Origin of the sequence: Rhodoplanes sp. (genome assembly GCF_013377085.1) — a bacterium.
Lineage (GTDB): Bacteria > Pseudomonadota > Alphaproteobacteria > Rhizobiales > Xanthobacteraceae > Rhodoplanes.
Window position 1 is genome coordinate 133,874 of sequence record NZ_JACAAX010000002.1, and the last position, 19,408, is coordinate 153,281.

The following is a 19,408-nucleotide window of genomic DNA, read 5'->3' on the forward strand; positions in this document are numbered from 1 at the left end:
GCTACCCCTGCCCCAGCACCAGATCGTCGCGGTGGATCATCGCGGTGCGGCCGTGTGTGCCGAGAATGCCGGCGATGTCGCCGGAGGAGTGGCCGCGGATGCGCTCGGCGTCGGCGGCGTCGTAGGCGACCAGGCCGCGGCCGATCTCGAAGCCGTCCGGCCCGCGCACCAGCACGGCATCGCCGCGTGAAAACTCGCCCTCGATGCGCACGATGCCGGCCGGCAGCAGGCTCTTGCCGCGCCGCAGCGCCGCCACGGCGCCGGCGTCGATCGTCAGCGTGCCCTTCGGCTCCAGCGAGCCGGCGATCCATTTCTTGCGCGACGTCACCGGGTTGCCGGCGGCCAGGAACCAGGTGGCGCGGCCGCCCTCGGCGATGGCGCGCAGCGGGTGCTCGATCCGACCGGAGGCGATCACCATGTGGGTGCCGCCCGTGGTGGCGATCTTGCCGGCCTCGATCTTGGTGCGCATGCCGCCCTTGGAGAGCTCCGAGGCCGAATCCCCGGCCATCGCCTCGATCTCCGGGGTGATGCGCTCGACCACCGGGATCAGGGTCGCGCTCGGGTCGATTCCGGGCGGCGCCGTGTAGAGCCCGTCGATGTCGGACAAGAGTACCAGCAGGTCGGCGCTCGCCATGGTGGCGACGCGGGCGCCGAGCCGGTCGTTGTCGCCGTAGCGGATCTCGTTGGTCGCCACCGTGTCGTTCTCGTTGATCACCGGCACGGCCCGCCAGTCGAGCAGCCGCGCGATGGTCGAGCGGGCATTGAGATAGCGGCGGCGCTCCTCGGTGTCGCCGAGCGTGACGAGAATCTGCCCGGCCGTGATGCCGTGGCGGCCGAGCGCCTCGGCCCAGATGCGGGCGAGCGCGATCTGGCCGATGGCGGCGGCGGCCTGGCTGTCCTCCAAGGCGAGCGGCCCCTTGGGCAGCCGCAGCAGCGAGCGGCCGAGCGCGACCGCTCCCGAGGAGACCACCAGCACGTCGCGGCCGTCGCGATGCAGGCCGGCGAGATCCTCGACCAGCGAGGCGAGCCAGGCCTCCTTCACGCCGCCGGCCTCGACGTCGACCAGAAGCGATGAGCCGACCTTGACGACGATGCGGCCGAAATCGGTCAGGGCGGGCGGCGTACCAGACATGCGCGGACTTCTGAGCGTGACGGAGGACGACATGGGCATGCCATCCCATACCGAGGCCGGGTTTGGCAATCGAGCCGGTCGCAGGGCTGCCGCACGGTCCGGCGCCAGCGCCGCGACGGTGTCGGGATACGCTCCGCGACGCAGCGGAAACCGAATTACGGCCCAGGGGTTTACCCTGAAGGCGGCATCGCGGTGCCGCCCCGAGGAGCGCCCTCGAACCAGGAGGCCACGCCGTGCCCGTGACGACCATGGTCCATATCGGCACGTCGGGCTGGAGCCATGACGGCTGGCGCGGCGTGTTCTTTCCCGACGACCTGCCGAAGCGGAAATGGCTCGCCTGGTACGCCGGCCGCTTCAACTCGACCGAGATCAACGGCTCGTTCTTCCGCACGCCGCCGCTCGCCGCGGTGTCGGCCTGGCGCGACCAGACGCCGGACAACTTCGTGTTCTCCTGGACGGCATCGCGCTTCATCACCCACTGGAAGCGACTGTCGCCGCGCACCGCAGACAGCCTGGCGCTGATGCAGACACGGCTCGACGCGCTCGGCCGCAAGGCCGGGCCGGTGCTGTTCCAGCTTCCGGCCCGCTTCATCCTCGACCGCGAGCGCCTGCAGATTTTCCTCGGCCTGCTGTCGCCCGGCCGGCCCTATGTGCTCGAGGTGCGCGACCCGAGCTGGTTCGACGACGAGGTCTACGACCTGCTGCGCAAGCATGACGTCGCGCTGTGCCTGTCCGACCATCGCGACGCCCGCGCCCCGTGGGAGCTGACGGCGCGCCACGTCTATGTGCGCGGCCACGGGCCGGAAGGCGACCATCACGACCGCTACCCGGACGCGACGCTGCGCGAGTGGGCCGACCATATCCGCACCTGGCGGCACCAGATGCGCACCGTCTACGTCTATTTCGACAACGAGCAGAAGAGCGCCGCCCCGCACGATGCGCAGCGCCTGATGGAGATTTTGGCCGAGACCTGAGGCGATCCGCAGCGCGCGCGTCAGGCCACAGCGACGGTCGTCACGCGCACGCGGCTGCGGCGGCGACGGATCTGCCGACGCGCCCAAATCCACAGGCCGGTGCCGAGCAGGCCGAGCAGCACGACCGACGTCACCACATTGACGAGGGCCGACCACGCGCCGGCCCAGTTGCCCTCGTGGATCAGCCGCGGCCAGTTGCGCGCCGTGGGCACCAAGCCGTCGCGGCCGACCGCGAACACCGCGTGCTCGCCGCCGACATCGATGCGGGCGAGCTGGGCCTTGCCGCGCTGGCGCACCCACAGCAGGGTGGAAGGATCGTGCGCGGCCGTGACCATCCGGACCGCCTCGCGCAACGGCACCGCCGGCCCCGCCGCCGGGGGCGAGCCGGCCGAAAGCGTGATGCCGAAGGCGAGCGCGAGGCCGGTGAGCGGGCTGAGAATCACGAGCGGCAGCGCCACCCAGGCGATACCCTTGTGCCAGCCCGAGAGCGAGCGGTTGAGCCGCGGCCAGCCCATCAGGATGCCGAGCACGGCGAGAGCCAGCATGGCGATGGTGCTGGCCGTCACCAGCCAGCCGAGGTCGAAGATCAGGTGCTCGTGCAGGCGGCGCGAAGCGCCGAACAGGCTCGCCAACGGACCGATGTCGGCGCGCTCCGCGCCGGTCGAAAAATCGATCACGATCGGCTGGTCGCGCACGCCGGAGAGCATCAGCGAGCCGTCATAGGGCCGCAGCGCGACGCCGCGCGCCTTGCCGGCGGGATCGTGGCGGACCAGCAGCTCGTCGAGCTTTTGGGCCGTCACGGTGCCGGGCGCGGAGCCGGCCACCATGGGCTCGAAGGAGAGGATCAGGCCGGTGATCAGCAGGACGGCGAGCGGCACCGCGAACACCAGCGTGATCCAGCGATGCAGCCGCAACAGAGCTTGGCGCGACATGACGGCCCCCGAAAGTCTCTCGCCCAAGTCGGGTTATCCACCCAGCCGGCGGCTGTGTTCAAATGAAGTCTCGGTAAGGAAATGCAGGCTGTCCGCTGACGTCACCCTGACGGGCGATGTCGGCTGACCGTCACGGCTGCCAGCCGGCGGGCTCCGGCACCAGGTCGGCGCGCTCGGCCGCGCGGGCCCCCTCGACCACGGCGAACACGGCGCGCAGGACCTCCGGCACGCCCTTGCCGGTCACACCCGACAGCAGCAGCGGCGTCGTCTTGGCGGCGCGCTTGAGGCGGGCGACCTGCTGCTTGAGATCCTCCGGGCTGAGCGCGTCGATCTTGTTCAGCGCGACGATCTCGGGCTTGTCGACGAGGTCGTGCTCGTAGGCGGCGAGCTCGGCCCGAACCGTCTTGTAGGCCTTGCCGGCATGCTCGCCGGTGCCGTCGACGAGATGCAGCAACACGCGACACCGCTCCACATGGCCCAGGAACCGCGTGCCGAGCCCGGCGCCTTCGCTCGCCCCCTCGATCAGGCCCGGAATGTCGGCCAGCACGAACTCGCGGCCGTCGACCGAGACGACGCCGAGCTGCGGATGCAGCGTCGTGAAGGGATAGTCCGCGATCTTCGGCTTGGCGGCGCTGACGGCGGCCAGCAAGGTCGACTTGCCGGCATTGGGCAAGCCGACCAGGCCGGCATCGGCGATCAGCTTGAGGCGCAGCCAGATGGTGCGCTCCTCGCCGGGCTGGCCCGGATTGGCCCGGCGCGGCGCCTGATTCGTGGAGGTCTTGAAATGGGCGTTGCCGAAGCCGCCATTGCCGCCCTTGGCGATGACGACGCGCTGCCCGACCGCGGTGAAGTCGGCCAAAAGCGTCTCGTTGTCCTCGTCGAAGATCTGGGTGCCGACCGGCACCTTGAGGATCGCGTCGGCGCCGCGCCCGCCGGCCCGGTCCTTGCCCATGCCGTGGGTGCCGGTCTTGGCCTTGAAGTGCTGCTGGTAGCGGTAGTCGATCAACGTGTTGAGGCCGTCGACGCACTCCGCCACGACATCGCCGCCGCGTCCACCGTCGCCGCCGTTCGGCCCACCGAACTCGATGAACTTCTCCCGCCGAAACGAGATGCACCCGTTCCCGCCGGCGCCCGACGCGATGTAGATCTTGGCCTGATCGAGGAATTTCATGCCGAACTGGTAGCGCGGACGAGCCGGGGCGGCAATCGCAGCGGCCCAGTTCCGATCACGACACCGTGTCGGGTCGCCGGCGCGCCGGCGCCGACGACCGTTTCGATCGATAAATTGCTACGCCACGTAGCGCACGCGGGTCGAGGTGCGGCCCCAGTCCTTCAGCGAGGACCAGATGGCGCGCTCCAGCCGCAGGCAGTCGACCGGTGCCGACGAGCGGATGGCGCGGATGCGGTGGAGCACCACGCTGGTCCACTGGAACCCGCACTTCTCCAGCACGCGGCGGGAGGCCGGGTTGCTGGTGCGGGCTCCGGCCTGCAGGGCGTTGTAGCCGTGGTCGGCGAAGGCATGGTCGACCAGCGCGCGCACCGCCTCGGTGGCGAAGCCCTGGCCCCAATAGCGGGCGCCCAGCCAGTAGCCGATCTCCGGCGAATGCCCGTTGCGCCATTCGAGCCCGCAGGCGCCCATCACGGTGCCGTCGCGCCGGGCGATCAGAAAGGTCTCGTCGCGGCTGTCGAGATTGGTCGAGGCGATCCAGTCCTCGGCGTCGCCGAGCCCATAGGGATGCGGGATGCGGAGCGTATTCTCGGCGATCCGGCGGTCGTCGGCGAGCGTCGCTACAGTTTTCGCGTCCTCGAGTCGCGGCGCCCGCAGAATCAGTCGGCCAGTCTCGAGGACGTGGGTACAGGTCTCGGGCAGGCCGTCTCTGGGTCGTTCGAGGATGGTCATCGCGGGCTCCTTCAGTCCAGAAAAGAAGAGGGGGAGCCGGCGCCCCGTCTCCCCCTCCACGAACCCGTTCTGACGAGGGTCCACCGGGTGACTGGCGCCGGCGGACCTCGTTGATCCACCGTCTACTCGGCCGCAGCCTCCGTCGCCGGTACAACCGACACGTAGGTGCGGCCACGGGCTTTGGCGCGATATTGAATCGTGCCGTCGACCGTGGCGAAGAGAGTGTGATCCTTGCCGAGGCCGACGTTCACGCCCGGATGCCATTTCGTGCCGCGCTGGCGCACGATGATGTTGCCGGCCCGGCACTGCTCGCCGCCGAACTTCTTCACGCCGAGACGTTGACCGGCCGAATCACGCCCGTTGCGCGAGGAGCCGCCTGCTTTTTTGTGAGCCATCGCTCGAATCCGTTTCGCTTAAGGGGTTCTAGCTTCGATTTGTGACCAAATCATCACCGGAACGGTCACGAGATGTTAAGCCCGCGGGCCATTCCGGCGCCTCGGCGGCGCCCTATTCCGCCGCCGGAGCCTCCGGTGCCGATTCGGCCGGCTTCGCCGTCCGTGACGGCGCACGCCCCTCGGTCAGAATCTCGGTGATGCGCACCACCGTGAAGTCCTGTCGGTGGCCGCGCTTGCGCCGCGAGTTCTTGCGGCGGCGCTTCTTGAAGGCGATGACCTTGGGGCCACGGCCCTGGCGGACGATCTCGCCCGCGACCGCGGCGCCCGCGACCGTCGGGGCGCCGAGCAGGGTCTCGTCCCCGCCCACCACCAGAACCTCGCCGAAGGTGACCACGTCGCCGGGCTCGCCCGCGATGGTGTCGACCTGCAGCAGGTCGTCGGCGACCACCCGGAACTGCTTTCCGGCGGTCTTGATGACTGCGAACATCTTTCTGTCCTCGTGTTCGGATCCGGCCTGGACGGGCCGGCTTCTTTCAGTCGGTTGCTCTTGATCGGCCGCAGGGCGGCCGGACGATGGCCGGAGCGCCAAAATCCACGCTGCAGCCAAAACAAAACGCGCGGGCCCGAGGGCCCGCGGCACGTTTTGGGTTTATGGCGACTGGGTGACGTCCTGTCAAGGAAACCGGGGTTCTGGACCGGTCCGGCCCCCCGGGGCGCCCTGGCCGCCCCGGAGAGGCGCGCGGCAGGACCGTGGGTCGCGCAGGCGATCCCGCCGCAGCGGCCTTGTCTCGGCAATGAAGCTTCGTGTAGAAGTCCGACGCGCCGGGCGACGTCGTCGTCCTGCACTCGGCCCCGCGGAGAGGTGGCAGAGTGGTTGAATGCACCGCACTCGAAATGCGGCATACGGGTAACCGTATCGGGGGTTCGAATCCCTCCCTCTCCGCCACCTAAAGCTGTAAGCGGGAAACTCCTTCAAAATCAACAACTTACAGATCGGCCGAGTTTCTTCGGTGGAGCACTGCGGTGGAGCACTCTGCACCGGGTTGTGCCACGACGCGCCGCGATTCTCGACTCTATAGTTGGGGTGATTCAGGGCGGTTGAGGTTCTGAATCTTTCTCCACTACGCCTCGTAGAGGGAGAAATTTACCTATCGAGCAAAGCAGTCACCAGCGCGTCGCGCGCATCGACATAAGGGAAATGGGGACGCCGAAGTGCCGGCGGGCGTCATTGCCTATTATATTGCGGCGTGCCGCGCCTACATGTTCCATCTGCTGCAGGAGATTGGAATGGACCCCACGCTCGGTGTGCCCGCAACGAAGTTGATCGATGCGTTCAAGTCCATTCCGACATGGCTGTTGGCGGGTCTACTCATTTCCCTCGCGTCGATCTGGCTATGGCCGCCATTCCTGCTCGCGCTTCCCGAACCGGTGCGCTCGAACGTCCCGGTTGTGCTGTTCGTCCTGGCGACGTTGACCATCTGCAATCTCGTGAGCTTGTGGCTTGCGCATGCTGCCGAACGCCGGCAGCATTCCCGGGCACAAGAACGTGACCGATTGATGCATCTCTATCGTCCGCTCAATGCGCTCTTCCTGACGCGGCACATCACGGTCTGCACCGCCCCCGCTTCGCCGCGCTTGCGGCATCGGGTCGAGAACGCCTGGGAAGCGCTCGGAGAGTATGAGCGGCGCTCGCGAGGCATCAATCGGGCTTTTCACGCGCTCTTCGACAAACAGAGTTCGTCGAGCGCTGAGGTCGAATATGGCGGCGACTTTCCGTTGGTCGCGATCATTGATCTGGTGCGCAAGAATGTCCGGTATGCGAAACCCCAGCTGCAGGATCTCATCAATCGTGCCGATCGCTCGCGGTACGAGGAGTACGACAACGCCTTGATGACCGACGCGGAGTATGCGCTGTTCGAACACATCGACAGCGAACATCGCCGACTGTCGGCTCGGGTCGGATAGAGCCGATCGAATTTTCATGATCGCGCGAGCGCGATCATGGCTCGACCGGCTTATCCTGGCGGCTCCAACTCCACGATCTTCCAATCCGGCTTGGTGCCGAGATCGAGCAATTTCCCGATCGCGGAAACGTACAAAGCAAAAGCCCCCTGTAGGATTGCGTCGACGATCTTTCCGCCGCGAGGCTTCAATGAGCCTCCGTGCGTCGCCTGGTTGCGGAGTTCGTAGAGCGAGGCGATCGACTGTCGATTCTGCGAACGCAGGGCGACTGGGCCTCCGACGAGTTGTGCGGTTCTTACACTCACCTTCCAACTCGGCGGAGCGTTGTCGCCCTGATCGCTCAAGGCGATCTCGAACGCGAGAGCCAGATCCAGGACGCGATCGATCTCCTGTTTGCGTGATTGGCTCAAACGGAATCTCTCCATCGACCGGAGAAGTCGCGATCGCTGCTCGCCCTCCAGACGTCCATAGCTATTGATGCTCGCGACGATCCGATCGCAGTCGACCGGAATAGCAAGCTTAACGGACGGGTTGATCTCCGGAAGCAGCCACGTGAGGCTGTTCTCCCATTCGGCCCATTCCAGTTCTTTATCCGCGTATTCGAACCAGCACGCGATCGCGACCGGATGACCAATGCAGCAGGCTTGGAGAAGGATAGATATTTCATCGATCCTGCAAATGGCGTTGTTCATGACTCCGAAAGCCGCAGCGTCGCTCCGGATGTAAGGAAATTCTTGCAGCGTCTCGACGAGCGCGGCGGTCGGACGGTTATAGTACGTCTGCAGAAGCCACTGCGAGCCGTCGTAGCAGGGGTTCGCCCGATCCAAGATCTTTCTCTTCATGTAAGAATCGGAAAGAGCATCGAACGGTGTCAGCCGCGCTGACTGCGCCAAAGAGACGTCGTGATCGACGCGCAATCCCCAGAACGCAGCCTTTAAAAGACCCGTGGTTTCGCGCGTGGTCATCAGGCGCATGAGCCAAGAGACCGCGCCTTCGACGTCGTCGGTGAAGTGGACGCCTTTGTCGAACAGCCGTACGGCCAGACCATGGGCGTCGATAACTGGTCCCGAGCCGCCACTGAACAGAACTTTTCCTGCGATCGCGCGATAGGCGTTGCATCGTTCGATCGCGGTCACGAGCGTGGCAACCGCGCCGTCACTCGGGCCGCCTCCAAGCAACGTCCGCTTCATCTCCTGCCGCTTGTAGTCCTTCGAGACCGCCTCCAAAGCAGTCCGGAGAACAGCGGCATCGTCTTCAAACATCGTCCTCGGTCCCCTTCGCCAGGGTCGTGTCGGCGTCCATTGCGATCAGCCCTCGTTCGACGAGTTGCCGCAACGTCGTCGTAGGTCCGCCCGCTGCCGCGTCCGAAATACGCTCGGGTATCGAAAGATCTAGAAGCGCTTCCGCGGGAGTGACGAAAGCGATGTCGGTCGCGCCGTCGTAGCTGCACGACGCGATCCCGAACACACGCCCGGCGGCGTCGAAGACGGGACCGCCGCTCGACCCTCCATGCAGGTTGATGCTGGTCCGGAAGTAGGGCGGCTTCAGCTTTGCCGACGGGCCGCGCTCCTCGAAGTGCTCCTCAAGGGCGCCATCGTAAAAGTCAGGCTGCAACCTGAAGACCTTTCCTTCATCCGTGTCGACGACGGAGTGAAGCGGGTAACACCAGGTGCTGACGGGTGAGCCAATCGAAGGCGGCCGCGAGGACAGCGAAAGGACTTTGGGCCTGACGACGCTGCCCGACGCATCGTCGACGAATTCGTACCGCGGAATGCCGAACGCGACGTCGGCGGTCGGGTGGACGAAGAACCTCCAGATCGGAAGGAAGAGGGTCCGACCGTCCGGCAGCGTGTGCGCGATCCCGACCGAGTCCCGCCTCTCAGCGAGCTGTCGCTCCGATTCGAGCGCGACATGGGCCGCTGTGGCGAAGCCTCCCTTGACCTGAAGATAGAAGCCGGTGCCGATCAGCGAGAAGCCGCCGGCGTCGGGGCTTCGGAGAATGGCGAAGGTCGCGAGGCGCCCGTCCGAGATGACCGAGTCGGCGTTCTGCATGCGCCAAGACCCGGCGCTCGCGGTACCCGGCAGAGGTCTAAGGCGTCCGTTCATGACCGCAATCTAGTCGAACGCGCGAGGATGCGTCGAGCCTCCCCAAGGGTCTGGCGGTCTCCTAGAATCCGCGGACGGGCGGCGGATCTCTGCCGATCTATGGAATGAGCGATTTTGAGCGTTGCGTATTTGATTCGGCGATCCACAATCGACGGCTTAAGACCTTGAGATAGAATGGCAATTTGACAGTTGCGGGGGGCTTCGCCGCCCGGTCGACGAGCGCTGGCGCCGCGGGCGTCGCGGAAGGCTCTAGGAGCGCGACATGGGTACGAGCAGACGATCCGCACGTTGCGGTACCCGACCAATAGGTGCAGGCAGAGCGAGACGGCATAGACTATGGTACCTCGCTGCGATCGTGTCCGCGCCCTCGTCCAATGAATGCCGGCTCCCAAATGATCGTTAACGTCCCGACGCCGCAGACTTTGAACGATGTCGCGCTGCGGCTGTATTTCTCGGCCTGGTCGTCCCTGATATACGTTCGGGTTCACTTCGACGAGGCGTTCCCCCCGGGCGAAGATTCGCGACCGGAGAAAGGCGGCTGGGCGGAGGAGTGGTCGGAATACATCGAAGGGTGCCAGCCAGAATTGCAGGCCGTCTGCTCGGTGATCCAGCAATCAAACGAGCTGGCATTGAAGGCGAGGATCTGTGCGGTCAGCCCCTACCTTCTGCTGCTCAACAGCACCCCCAAACTTAGCACCGTTCCAGGAGACATCGACTTCTCGGAATTGCGGACCATCGACGCATCTGACCTTCCGGCATCGGTGAATTCGCTCTGCAAGGAAACGTTGAGCGACGAGTACATCCGGTCGTACAACGAAATCCGCTCGCTCAGGAACAAAATCGCGCACCTGGGTCATGCAGGCTCCAAATTCGAGCCCGAAACGCTCTTGGAACTCTTGGTCGACCAGTACATCGAGCTCTGGAGTGAAAGGGCTTGGCTCACGGACCGCGTCAATTTCGCCTCGCGCACCGGCTTAGCATTCTTCCAGGATGGTAAGTACACGTCCGCGGCCGCCGAAGTCATGTGCGAGCTTCCGTTAATCTTCACTGCTATAAAGAAGAGCGCGTTCAAGAAGCTTTTCGGTATCGAGAAGACCACGCGGAGATACCTCTGCCATGCCTGCGTTACAGACGCTTCCGTACGGTATCACGAGGTCGATCCGGTCCGGTCCAGGACGGCTTATCTGAAGGACAAATTCACCCTCCATTGCCTGATGTGCGGCGTCGACTACTCGGTCGTTCGGGAAGCCTGCCGCTCGGACGGATGCACGGGAAACGTCATCAGCAGGAGCGGGTATGCCGAGTGCGACGTCTGCCACACGTGCGGATCGGAGCAAACTGAGGCGTCGTAGGTCGTAAATGGACGTCAGCGACTTTCCGCATGACAAACGCTCAAAGGCGAGTCCGAAACGCGCCCGGTCGTGTAAACTGGATCCTTGACCTTTGGGCTGCGGGACATGTCGGTGATCTGCGAGCGACGGCGATTGCGGACATGATCGCCAACCCGCGGAAGCGTTTACGTGAAGATTGACGAGCTGCAGAGTATATCACTCGACCTCCGTCTTAATACGGAATGTCAGCCGCGATCGGCAGTATTTCTGTATAGGGCTTCGGCATTCCCGAATGCTCCTGCCGCGCGCAGGACCCGCTCGCGCTCCATTGCCGTCCCGGAAGGGGGAATCTCCAGGAACACCGCCACGACGCTGAACTGGGCAGTCGCGGGTCGAGCCCGCGAATGACGTGTCGGGAGGGCGTGTCGTTGCTCACGCGGGCTCGAGGCTACGGGGTCGCCCCGCCGGCCGAGCACACCGCGTCGTCGGCCGGCGGGGCATTTGGATGTGCCCCGCCGGCTGACCCGTCAGCGCGATCTCATGTCACGCTTTGGCCTTCTGCTCTTCCGCGGTCAGCACCTTGTCGAGAACGTCCAGGATCTCGGTGTAGCTCTTGGGCTCTCCGCCGGGCCAGGTGACGTTGCGCAGACGCTCGTGGGCCCAGGCGATGCGCTGGCCGGTCGCCTTGGCCATGATCGGATCCAGCCCGAGCTCGGCCACCGTGTCGGCCGACTCCGCCATCTCGGTCACGCGCCGGGCCCCGTGAATGGCCGTCCGGCCGAGGTAGTAGGTCGCGACCTGGCGCCAATCCAAGCCCGGGAACGTCTCCGACACGGAATCCAGGATGCGCTCCTCGATGCCCCAGCGACGAGCGGCGACCAAGCTCTCCAACAGCAGGGACTCGATGCCCTTGATCATGATGCTGCGCAGCATCTTGTTGAGCGACGCCTGGCCGACCGTGTCGCCGGCCGCTTCGGCCTTCATGCCGAGCTTGCCGAGCCGCTCCGCCAGCTCCTGCGCCTTCGGCCCCGCCAGCAGCAGCGGGACGCGATGCCCGTAGGGCGGCACCCGCGCCATGACGGCGGCCTCGACATAATCCGCGCCGGAGGGCGTGACGGCCGCGCCCACCGCACGCTTGGTGCCGGGCGAAACCGAGTTCATGTCGATATAGAAGCAGCCGGGCTTGAGGAACGCGGCGGCCGAGCGGGCCGCGGCCACGGCCGCGCTGCCGACGACGAGCGACAGCACGATGGTCGCCCCGTCGAGCGCCTCGCGGAGGTCGCCGCAGGGCTGGATTCCGGCCGCCTCCGCCGTCTTCTTCAAGGCGGCGCCATCGGGCCCGGCAAACCGCAGGTCGAAGGCCTTCACCGGGACCTTCGCCTCCTTGACCAGGCCCGTCGCGATGCTGCGGCCGGCTTCGCCGAAGCCGATCAATGTCAGGCGTTCACTCATGTCCGATCCTCCGTCCGTCGGGGTCGACATAGACCAGTCCGGCTTTGGCGAGCGGCTCGCGCATGTTGTACATGTCGAGGCCGAGCGTCCCGGCGGCGAGCTTGGCGCGCTTGCCGGCCTCGTCGGCGATCCGCTTCTCGCCCTTGACGGCGACCTCGGCCGCGTCGGCCTTGGCGATCACGACGACACCGTCCTCGTCGGCGATGACGACATCGCCCGGCTCCACGACGCGGCCGGCGCAGACGATCGGGACATTGACGGCGCCGAGCGTCGCCTTGACCGTGCCCTTCGCCGAGATCGCCTTCGACCACACCGGGAAGCCCATCTCGCGCAGCCCCTTCACGTCGCGCACGCCGGCGTCGATGACGAGGCCGACGACGCCACGCGCCTTGAGCGAGGTCGCGAGCAGCTCACCGAACATGCCGTCGGTGTTGTCGGCCGTGCAGCCGACCACCAGGATGTCGCCCGGCTGGCACTGCTCGACGGCGACGTGAATCATCCAGTTGTCGCCCGGCTGAGCCAGCACCGTGACGGCCGTTCCGGTCGCTTCGGCGCCCGTGTAGATCGGACGCATATAGGGCTTCATCAGGCCGATGCGGCCGTAGGCCTCGTGGGCCGTGGCGACGCCGAGCGTGGCGAGCCGCTCGACCAGCGCCGGCTCGGTGCGCGGGGGGTTGCAGACGCAGACCGTCTTCATGCCAGTTCCCCCAGCGCCATCGGGAACAGCCGCTGATAGGCCTCGCCATAGGTCATCGGCTTGCCGGTGTTGCGGCCGCCCTGGACGCCACGGTTCAGCGCCACCCGCTCGTAATAGGCCCACAGATGCTTCTGGGCGGCGAGGATCTCGAAGGTCTTGCGCTTGATCTCCCAGACCTCGTCGATGTTGAGGATCACCTGGGGCTTGAAGTTGCACATCTCCGGCTGATGCGGCTCGAACAGAAAGACGGGCGGCGCCGCGTAGGTGTAGTCGGCGCCCGGCTTGTGGCCCATCGCCTGGGCGAGAATGCGCGCCTCCTGGGCGAAGCGCGCCGCCTCCGGATGGTCGACGTTGTAGGGATCTTCCAAAGCGTGGGTGAGGACGAAGGACGGATTGAGCTCGCGATAGATGTCGATCAGCCGATCGAGATGCTCCGCCGTGAGATGCAGCGGATAGTCGCCGGCGTCGAAGAACTCGATCTCGGCGCCCAGCATCGCGGCGGCGCGCTCGGCCTCGTCCTTGCGGCCGGCCCGGACCTTTTCCATCGTGATGCCGGGCTGCTTCCAGGCAAACTGGCTCTCGCCGCGCTCGCCATAGGCGAGGCAGACGATCTTGACCCGGTAGCCCTTCTTGGCGTGCAGCGCGATGGCGCCGCCGGCGCGCCAGACGAAATCGCCCGGATGGGCCGTGACGACCAGACCGGTCTTGGTTTTCTCGGACATGTCGAAAGTCTCCTCGCGTAACTGGGGGCAGAAAGGGTAGGTGCCGGCGCGCCGCTCAGACGGCGGCCATCGTGGCTCCGGCGGCAAATCCCTCGGCGGCAACGGCGGGAACGAACACGCGCCCGTCGAAAAGCAGTCGGGCCGTCCGCAGCAGGCCGGCCCGCTCGACCACGGGACCGGTGCCGTCGCCGACCTCCAGCCGTACCGTGAACTCGCCGGTCGGATGCTCGACCGACATGGTCTTGACCGGCCCGGGCGGAACGACCGCGCAGCGCTGCGCCGGCGAGCCCGGCAGCACGCAGGCGGTGGCGACGGACACGGCGGCGAAAACCCCGATCGCGGCGTGGCATTCGTGAGGGATGAAACTGCGTGTCGAGACGTGGCCGCCGTTCTTCGGCGGCGCGACCAGCACCATCTTGGGCACCACCTGGCTGGTCACGTCGCCCAGCTTCATCAGCGGGCCGACCTCGAGCCGGATGGCTTCGAGCCGGGACCGGAAGGCCGAGTCCGCCATCAGCTCTTGCGGGGTCTCGTAGCCGGTCTTGCCGAGCGCCGAGGCCTCGATGACGACGACCGGCATGCCGTTGTCGATCAGCGTCATCGGCACGCCCTGCACGACATCGACCGGATTGCCGGTGGGCAACAGCGACCCGCAGACCGAGCCGGCGGCGTCGAGGAAGTTGATCGGGATCGGCGCGGCGGTGCCCGGCACGCCGTCGATTCTCGCATCGCCGGAGTATTCGACGGTCCCGTGCGGCGTGGCGATCAGAAGCTCGGCCACCGTGCCGGTGTTGACGGTGCGCACCGTCACCTTGGTCGACGGCGCCGTCGCCGCGACCAGCCCGCGCTCGATGGCGAACGGGCCGACGCCGGCGAGAATGTTGCCGCAATTCGGCGTCGTATCGACCTTCGCACGGTCGACCGAGACCTGAGCGAAGAGGAAGTCGATGTCGATGCCCGGGGCCGTCGATCGCGAGACGATCGCGACCTTGCTGGTCAGCGGATGGGCACCACCGATGCCGTCGATCTGGCGCGGATCGGGCGAGCCGAGTGCGGCCAGCAGAATGCGGTCACGCGCCGTCTTCTCGACGGGCAGATCATCCGCGAGAAAATAGGCACCCTTCGAGGTGCCGCCACGCAAGATCATGCATCTGATGCCACTCTGCACGGCGTCCTCCTGCACGGCCGGAGCACTCGGTTCGGCTCCGGCGGCCGAGGATCAGTGTAGATCGCCGCTCCCATGCGAAATAATTCTAAGTTTTTGAGGTAGCATGAATTCATATCATACAGTCGAGCGGCGCTCCTTTCGAAGCTCCCGCACGATCATCCGGCTGAGCTCTTCGGCGAGAGGAGAAAGCGGAACACCGGCTCTGGAGACGATGCCCAGCGCGCGTGTCACTTTCGGGTTGTGCAACGGCACCATCGCAATATCGGCTTCGGCGCTGTTGACGGCGAGCCTCGGAAGGATCGTCACGCCGACGCCGGCGGCGACCAGTCTGACGGCCGTCGCGGTGTGCTGCACCTCATAGAGCCATTGCAACTTCTCGCGTCGGCTGCCCAGCGCGTCGTCGAGAAGCAGGCGGTTGCCGGTCTGCTGGCTGACCCGGATCAGCGGATAGGGGGCGAGCGCGCTCCAGTTGATCGCCGCTTCCTTGGCCAGCGGATGATCGGTCGCACAAACCAGAACGAACGCCTCCTTGAGCAGGATGTTGATGGCGAGGTCGGACCGGTTCGCAGCGACGATCGTCAGGCCGAATTCGGCCGTACCGGCCCGGACGAGCTCGCTGATCTCCGAGGCGGAGTTGTCGTAGACGCGCACGGCGACGGCCGGATAACGCTCGCTGAACCGCCGGATGATGTGCGGCAGGTAGCGCTGGGCGATGGTGGGAAGGCAGCCGATGGAGAGTTGCTGTTCTCCGGTCGTCCCCTCGTGCCGGACCTCGTCCATCGCGGCGGAGAGATCCTCCAGGGTCGCCTGAGCCCTCGGCAGGAGCTGCAGGCCGGCACGGGTCAGCGTGACCGGACGGGTGGTGCGCGACAGAAGCTTGACCCCGAGATCGTCCTCGAGCTTGCGGATGCGGTGGCTGAGTGCCGTCTGCGACAAATTGAGATGTGCGGCCGCCCGCTGGAAATTGCCGCGCTCGGCGATGCTCAAGAAGGCCTGGATTCCGAGAAAATCGACACGCACGTGAGCCTCGCATGCTGACGGGATTCGGGTGATGATGCCCGCAATAGCGACATCGCGCCTGAGCGGCTTCAGGAGAGAGCGGGTCCGTCCCGTGTCTTGGTTCGGGGATTGGATCCTGGACCGGAGGAGGCGACCCGGATCTCCGGATTACATAAGTCTCGTCCGCACGATAGCGGTTTTCGGGAGTGTTCAGAAGGGCGGATTTCACGCGCCGGGCGAACGCGGTACCGCATGCCGCGCTGTCCCCGAACGCCGGCTCGCCACCGCCCGGGGGCGACGGCGGACGGCCCGCGAACATGAAAACGATGCATCGAATCTCGAATACTTTGAATTACTTCCAGGCTCCCCCTTACGGTAACGTGGGTGTCCATTCGCACGTGCTTGATGCCGCATAATTCAGAAGAGACAAAGGGGCGTCGCACCATTCCGGCGCCCCCCGTCGACGCTTAGAGACGAAGGAGAGGGCAAATGACGATATCGCGCCGCACTTTGATCACCGCGGCGGGTGGTCTCGCAGGCGGTCTGCTGCTGACACGGCCCGCCCGAGCCGCGTTTCCGGATCGCTTCATTCGATTTGTCGTGCCGTTCGCGGCGGGCGGAAATGCCGACACGGTGGCGCGCCTGGTGGGCCAGGGCATGACCGAGCAGTTGGGTCAGCCGATCGTCGTCGAGAACCGCCCCGGCGCGGGGGGAAGCATCGGCGCCGAGCTGGTCGCCCGCTCGACGCCCGACGGCTACACGATCCTGATCGGGCCGAATGGTCCGCTGGTCAACAACCAGTTCATCCAGGCCAAGGTCGGATACGAGACGCTGAAGGATTTCATGCCGATCGGCCTCACCGGCATCGTTCCGCACGCCCTGGTGGTGACGCCGTCGCTTCCGGTGAAGTCCGTGGCGGAATTCGTTGCCCTCTCGAAGAGCAGCCCGATCGAGGTCGCCACCAGCGGTTACGGCAGCGCCACCCATTTCACGCTGGAGCGGTTCATCGCCAAGACCGGCGCCAACGTGGTTCACGTGCCCTACCGCAGCGGCGGAGCCCTGATGCCGGACCTGATCGGCGGCAGCGCCCGGGCCGCGATGACGGAATTCTCCATCCCGCTTCCCCTCCATGTCGACGGCAAGGTCCGGATTCTCGCGATCGGTGCGGAAAAGCGCTCGTCGCTGGCGCCCGACGTCCAGACCATGATCGAGGCCGGTGTCCCGGATTTCATCGCCGGCAGCTACGTCGCCCTGCTCGTGCCGGCCGCAACGCCGTCCGATGTCGTCGACCGCCTGCAGGGGGCGCTGGCCAAGGCGCTGGCATCGAAGCTGGTGCTGGACCAGTTCGCCAAGCTCGGCATCGACGTGGTCACGCCGGATCTGATGACCCCGACCGGGGTCATCGCGTTCCTCAAGAACGACCTCGAGCTCTGCCGCGAAGCCGCGAAGGTGTCGGGCATGAAGCCGAACTGAGCGTGTCGGGCGCTCGGCCCCCGCGGGCCGAGCGCAACGCGTGATGCATGGCTTACGGCCGTCGTTATGGCTCATGGAGAACCAGCATGAAATTCCGCGTCCTCGCAGCAACGGCGATTGCGCTTCTCTTCTCCGTCGTCGCCAATGCTGCCGAAATACGAGTGATGTCCACCCAGGCGCCCGAGCAGGCTTATCGTGCCCTGGTTCCGGAGTTCGAGAAAGCCTCCGGGCACAAGGTCACGACGATCTTCTCGGGAACGGTCGACATCAACAAGCGGCTGGCGGCCGGCGAAACCTACGACGTGCTGATCATGGCCCGGCCGTCGATCGACGAGCACACCAAGAGCGGCAAGGTGGTGGCCGACAGCCGCGTCGATCTCGCCAAGTCGGGAATCGTCGTCGCCGTGCGGAAGGGCGCCCCGAAGCCCGACATCAGCACAATCGAGGCGTTCAAGAAGACGCTGCTGGCCGCCAAGTCGATCGGTTATTCGACCGGTCCGAGCGGCGTTTATCTCGTCACCCTGTTCCAGCGCCTGGGCATCACCGACGAGATCAAGGACAAGCTCAAGCAGACCCCGACCGGCATCTTCGTCGGAAGCATACTCACCAGCGGCGAGGTCGAGATCGGCCTGCAGCAGGTGAGCGAGCTGATCGCCTTCCCGGACTGCGAGATCATCGGCCCGCTGCCCGCAAACATTCAGCAGATGACCCAATTCACCGCAAGCATCATGGTCGACGCAAAAAGCGTCGACGCGGCGAAGGAGTGGATCAAGTTCCTCGTCTCGCCGGCCGGTGCGGCGGCCTTCAAGAAAACCGGCATGGAGCCTGGCTGAACCGCGCGGACGCCGTGTCTCGTCGCTTGGTTGGACGAGCACGGATCGCTTGGTGACGGCAGCGTCGAACCGGCCCTGCCGCCGCGGAACCAGGCCGACCAATTGATCGCGGCACCGCGCGAGCGGCGTCCGCGATCAGTTTTTGTTTTGCAGGCTTGAAAGGTCCGAGGACGCGGTCGACGCAAGCGCCCGGACGGCTCGACCCCGAACGTCATCGGGCCGATGCGACGCTGACGCGGCGCATCGGCCCTGCCAGACGTAGATCCGGTTGCGTCGGCTCGATTGCCGTCAGACCGGATCGAACTTGAACAGCTTTTGCGGATTCTCGACGAGGAGCTTGCGCTGGACCGCGGGGTCCGGCGCATACAGCGGGATGAGATCCACCTGGTCGCCTTCGTTGGGCATGAACTTCACGTTCGGATGCGGCCAGTCGGTTCCCCACAGCACCCGATCGGGCGCCGTCTCGACCAGCTTCCGGGCGAACGGGACGACGTCCGTGAACGGAGCCCCCGCCGCCGTGGCGCGCTCCGGCCCGGTGATCTTCATCCAGCACTTCTCGTCGGTCTTGAACAGCTCGACCAGCGCCTTGAAGCCGGGCGCCTCGAGCCCGTCCGCGACCTTGATCGCACCCATGTGATCGATGACATACGGAATCGGCAGCTTCCGCAGCCGGGGCGCGAACATGTCCAGCTTGTCGGCCTCGAGATAGATGTCGACGTGCCAGCCCAGGCCCTTGATCTGGTCGATGACGCGATCGAAGACGCTGGTGTCCGGGGCGTTGCGAAGCCGGCTCAGGAACGTGAACCGACATCCCCTGATCCCGGCCTTGTCGAGCGCTTCCAGCTCGCGGTCGGACAGCTTGTCGTCGATGGTGGCGATGCCCCGATAGGCGTTGTTGCTGCCCGCGATGGCGTCGGTGACGATGCGGTTGTTGGTCCCGTAGATCGTGGCGTTGACGATGACGGCCCGCTGCACGCCGAGGATGCCCTGGAGCTTGCGGAAGCTTTCCACCGTGGCTTCGGGAGGCGTGTACGACCGATCCTCCGAGTAGGGATATTTCGAGATGGGTCCATAGATATGCATATGCGTGTCGACGGCGCCGGCCGGCATCCGGAACACCGGCTTCCGGGTATCGGGAACCGGCCCGGGCACGGCCGGGGCCTTGGCGGTCGGAACCGGCCCCTCTGCGGCGAAAACGCCTGGGAGTGAGCACAACTGAAGTCCGGCGGTTATGCCTGCGAGCGTGATCATGCTTTCTCGACGGTTCATCGTGGCATCTCCTCGAGGAGTCAGGAGAGACAGGATCTGGCGGGAGGGCTTGATTTCGGTCTT

The 19,408-nt window shown here is 65.9% G+C and carries 19 protein-coding genes and 1 tRNA gene; 6 read left to right on the forward strand and 14 right to left on the reverse strand.

Going from position 1 to position 19,408, the window contains the following annotated elements:
- Window position 1: 1 nt before the first annotated feature.
- A complete protein-coding gene (proB, locus tag HXX10_RS02545; protein WP_296519892.1) occupies window positions 2-1,132 on the reverse strand; it encodes a glutamate 5-kinase in 1,131 nt (376 codons plus the stop codon).
- Window positions 1,133-1,365: 233 nt separating this feature from the next.
- On the opposite strand from proB, the gene HXX10_RS02550 reads away from it, so the two are divergent.
- Entirely contained in the window at window positions 1,366-2,106 is a 741-nt protein-coding gene (locus tag HXX10_RS02550) for a DUF72 domain-containing protein (protein ID WP_296519894.1), read from the forward strand.
- 20 nt (window positions 2,107-2,126) lie between these two features.
- Here the strand turns inward: HXX10_RS02550 and HXX10_RS02555 are convergent, their stop codons facing one another.
- The 5 genes from HXX10_RS02555 to rplU form a co-directional block, all read right to left on the reverse strand.
- Window positions 2,127-3,038, reverse strand: a complete 912-nt coding sequence (locus HXX10_RS02555; protein ID WP_296519896.1) for a PepSY-associated TM helix domain-containing protein — start codon at window positions 3,036-3,038, stop codon at window positions 2,127-2,129.
- Between the two features lie 130 nt (window positions 3,039-3,168).
- Complete coding sequence (gene obgE, locus HXX10_RS02560) at window positions 3,169-4,209, reverse strand: GTPase ObgE (RefSeq protein ID WP_296519898.1); 1,041 nt, start codon at window positions 4,207-4,209, stop codon at window positions 3,169-3,171.
- Between the two features lie 117 nt (window positions 4,210-4,326).
- A complete protein-coding gene (locus tag HXX10_RS02565; protein WP_296519899.1) occupies window positions 4,327-4,938 on the reverse strand; it encodes a GNAT family N-acetyltransferase in 612 nt (203 codons plus the stop codon).
- A gap of 122 nt (window positions 4,939-5,060) precedes the next feature.
- On the reverse strand, window positions 5,061-5,333 hold the full coding sequence (rpmA, locus tag HXX10_RS02570; RefSeq protein WP_296519900.1) for a 50S ribosomal protein L27: 273 nt from the start codon (window positions 5,331-5,333) through the stop codon (window positions 5,061-5,063).
- A gap of 112 nt (window positions 5,334-5,445) precedes the next feature.
- Entirely contained in the window at window positions 5,446-5,820 is a 375-nt protein-coding gene (gene rplU, locus HXX10_RS02575) for a 50S ribosomal protein L21 (RefSeq protein ID WP_296519901.1), read from the reverse strand.
- Between the two features lie 369 nt (window positions 5,821-6,189).
- Between rplU and HXX10_RS02580 the strand changes: the two genes are divergently transcribed.
- Both HXX10_RS02580 and HXX10_RS02585 read left to right on the forward strand, forming a co-directional pair.
- A tRNA-Ser gene (locus tag HXX10_RS02580) sits at window positions 6,190-6,279 on the forward strand.
- Window positions 6,280-6,620: 341 nt separating this feature from the next.
- Window positions 6,621-7,298, forward strand: coding sequence for a hypothetical protein (locus tag HXX10_RS02585; protein ID WP_296519902.1), 678 nt, complete (start codon window positions 6,621-6,623; stop codon window positions 7,296-7,298).
- 50 nt (window positions 7,299-7,348) lie between these two features.
- Here HXX10_RS02585 and HXX10_RS02590 read toward each other — a convergent pair whose 3' ends face one another.
- Window positions 7,349-8,557, reverse strand: coding sequence for a HEPN domain-containing protein (locus tag HXX10_RS02590; RefSeq protein ID WP_296519903.1), 1,209 nt, complete (start codon window positions 8,555-8,557; stop codon window positions 7,349-7,351).
- A complete protein-coding gene (locus HXX10_RS02595) occupies window positions 8,550-9,347 on the reverse strand; it encodes a serine protease (protein ID WP_296519904.1) in 798 nt (265 codons plus the stop codon). The genes HXX10_RS02590 and HXX10_RS02595 overlap by 8 nt, the downstream gene beginning before the upstream one ends.
- Window positions 9,348-9,793: 446 nt before the next feature.
- On the opposite strand from HXX10_RS02595, the gene HXX10_RS02600 reads away from it, so the two are divergent.
- Window positions 9,794-10,753, forward strand: coding sequence for a hypothetical protein (locus HXX10_RS02600; RefSeq protein WP_296519905.1), 960 nt, complete (start codon window positions 9,794-9,796; stop codon window positions 10,751-10,753).
- A 522-nt stretch (window positions 10,754-11,275) separates the two neighbouring features.
- Here HXX10_RS02600 and HXX10_RS02605 read toward each other — a convergent pair.
- From HXX10_RS02605 to HXX10_RS02625, 5 genes are all read right to left on the reverse strand, one after another.
- Window positions 11,276-12,184, reverse strand: a complete 909-nt coding sequence (locus HXX10_RS02605; RefSeq protein ID WP_296519906.1) for an NAD(P)-dependent oxidoreductase — start codon at window positions 12,182-12,184, stop codon at window positions 11,276-11,278.
- Window positions 12,177-12,881: a 4-carboxy-4-hydroxy-2-oxoadipate aldolase/oxaloacetate decarboxylase gene (locus HXX10_RS02610; protein ID WP_296519908.1), complete on the reverse strand. Its 705-nt coding sequence runs from the start codon at window positions 12,879-12,881 to the stop codon at window positions 12,177-12,179. Before HXX10_RS02610 ends, HXX10_RS02605 begins: the two co-directional genes overlap by 8 nt.
- Window positions 12,878-13,603, reverse strand: a complete 726-nt coding sequence (locus HXX10_RS02615; RefSeq protein ID WP_296519909.1) for a PIG-L deacetylase family protein — start codon at window positions 13,601-13,603, stop codon at window positions 12,878-12,880. Before HXX10_RS02615 ends, HXX10_RS02610 begins: the two co-directional genes overlap by 4 nt.
- 55 nt (window positions 13,604-13,658) lie before the next feature.
- The gene (locus HXX10_RS02620; RefSeq protein ID WP_296520060.1) at window positions 13,659-14,750 is read right to left on the reverse strand and encodes a 4-oxalomesaconate tautomerase; all 1,092 of its coding nucleotides are present in this window, start codon (window positions 14,748-14,750) and stop codon (window positions 13,659-13,661) included.
- A 135-nt stretch (window positions 14,751-14,885) separates the two neighbouring features.
- Window positions 14,886-15,758 carry a LysR family transcriptional regulator gene (locus HXX10_RS02625; RefSeq protein WP_296519911.1) on the reverse strand — a complete coding sequence of 291 codons (873 nt, stop codon included), beginning with the start codon at window positions 15,756-15,758 and terminating at the stop codon, window positions 14,886-14,888.
- Between the two features lie 501 nt (window positions 15,759-16,259).
- Here HXX10_RS02625 and HXX10_RS02630 point away from each other — a divergent pair.
- Both HXX10_RS02630 and HXX10_RS02635 read left to right on the forward strand, forming a co-directional pair.
- Window positions 16,260-17,243, forward strand: a complete 984-nt coding sequence (locus tag HXX10_RS02630; RefSeq protein WP_296519912.1) for a tripartite tricarboxylate transporter substrate binding protein — start codon at window positions 16,260-16,262, stop codon at window positions 17,241-17,243.
- An 86-nt stretch (window positions 17,244-17,329) separates the two neighbouring features.
- Window positions 17,330-18,076, forward strand: coding sequence for a substrate-binding domain-containing protein (locus HXX10_RS02635; protein ID WP_296519913.1), 747 nt, complete (start codon window positions 17,330-17,332; stop codon window positions 18,074-18,076).
- 288 nt (window positions 18,077-18,364) lie between these two features.
- Here the strand turns inward: HXX10_RS02635 and HXX10_RS02640 are convergent, their stop codons facing one another.
- Window positions 18,365-19,159, reverse strand: a complete 795-nt coding sequence (locus HXX10_RS02640) for an amidohydrolase (RefSeq protein WP_367141920.1) — start codon at window positions 19,157-19,159, stop codon at window positions 18,365-18,367.
- Window positions 19,160-19,408: the final 249 nt, after the last annotated feature.

Bases quoted from the DNA above. Each gene is read 5' to 3' on its own strand.
- proB (WP_296519892.1), bottom strand. From the start codon at position 1,132: ATGTCTGGTACGCCGCCCGCCCTGACCGATTTCGGCCGCATCGTCGTC.
- rpmA (WP_296519900.1), bottom strand. From the start codon at position 5,333: ATGGCTCACAAAAAAGCAGGCGGCTCCTCGCGCAACGGGCGTGATTCG.
- HXX10_RS02620 (WP_296520060.1), bottom strand. From the start codon at position 14,750: ATGATCTTGCGTGGCGGCACCTCGAAGGGTGCCTATTTTCTCGCGGAT.
- HXX10_RS02595 (WP_296519904.1), bottom strand. From the start codon at position 9,347: ATGCAGAACGCCGACTCGGTCATCTCGGACGGGCGCCTCGCGACCTTC.
- HXX10_RS02635 (WP_296519913.1), top strand. From the start codon at position 17,330: ATGAAATTCCGCGTCCTCGCAGCAACGGCGATTGCGCTTCTCTTCTCC.
- HXX10_RS02630 (WP_296519912.1), top strand. From the start codon at position 16,260: ATGACGATATCGCGCCGCACTTTGATCACCGCGGCGGGTGGTCTCGCA.
- HXX10_RS02610 (WP_296519908.1), bottom strand. From the start codon at position 12,881: ATGAAGACGGTCTGCGTCTGCAACCCCCCGCGCACCGAGCCGGCGCTG.
- HXX10_RS02615 (WP_296519909.1), bottom strand. From the start codon at position 13,603: ATGTCCGAGAAAACCAAGACCGGTCTGGTCGTCACGGCCCATCCGGGC.
- HXX10_RS02605 (WP_296519906.1), bottom strand. From the start codon at position 12,184: ATGAGTGAACGCCTGACATTGATCGGCTTCGGCGAAGCCGGCCGCAGC.
- HXX10_RS02555 (WP_296519896.1), bottom strand. From the start codon at position 3,038: ATGTCGCGCCAAGCTCTGTTGCGGCTGCATCGCTGGATCACGCTGGTG.
- HXX10_RS02590 (WP_296519903.1), bottom strand. From the start codon at position 8,557: ATGTTTGAAGACGATGCCGCTGTTCTCCGGACTGCTTTGGAGGCGGTC.
- HXX10_RS02600 (WP_296519905.1), top strand. From the start codon at position 9,794: ATGATCGTTAACGTCCCGACGCCGCAGACTTTGAACGATGTCGCGCTG.
- HXX10_RS02640 (WP_367141920.1), bottom strand. From the start codon at position 19,159: ATGCATATCTATGGACCCATCTCGAAATATCCCTACTCGGAGGATCGG.
- HXX10_RS02585 (WP_296519902.1), top strand. From the start codon at position 6,621: ATGGACCCCACGCTCGGTGTGCCCGCAACGAAGTTGATCGATGCGTTC.
- obgE (WP_296519898.1), bottom strand. From the start codon at position 4,209: ATGAAATTCCTCGATCAGGCCAAGATCTACATCGCGTCGGGCGCCGGC.
- rplU (WP_296519901.1), bottom strand. From the start codon at position 5,820: ATGTTCGCAGTCATCAAGACCGCCGGAAAGCAGTTCCGGGTGGTCGCC.
- HXX10_RS02565 (WP_296519899.1), bottom strand. From the start codon at position 4,938: ATGACCATCCTCGAACGACCCAGAGACGGCCTGCCCGAGACCTGTACC.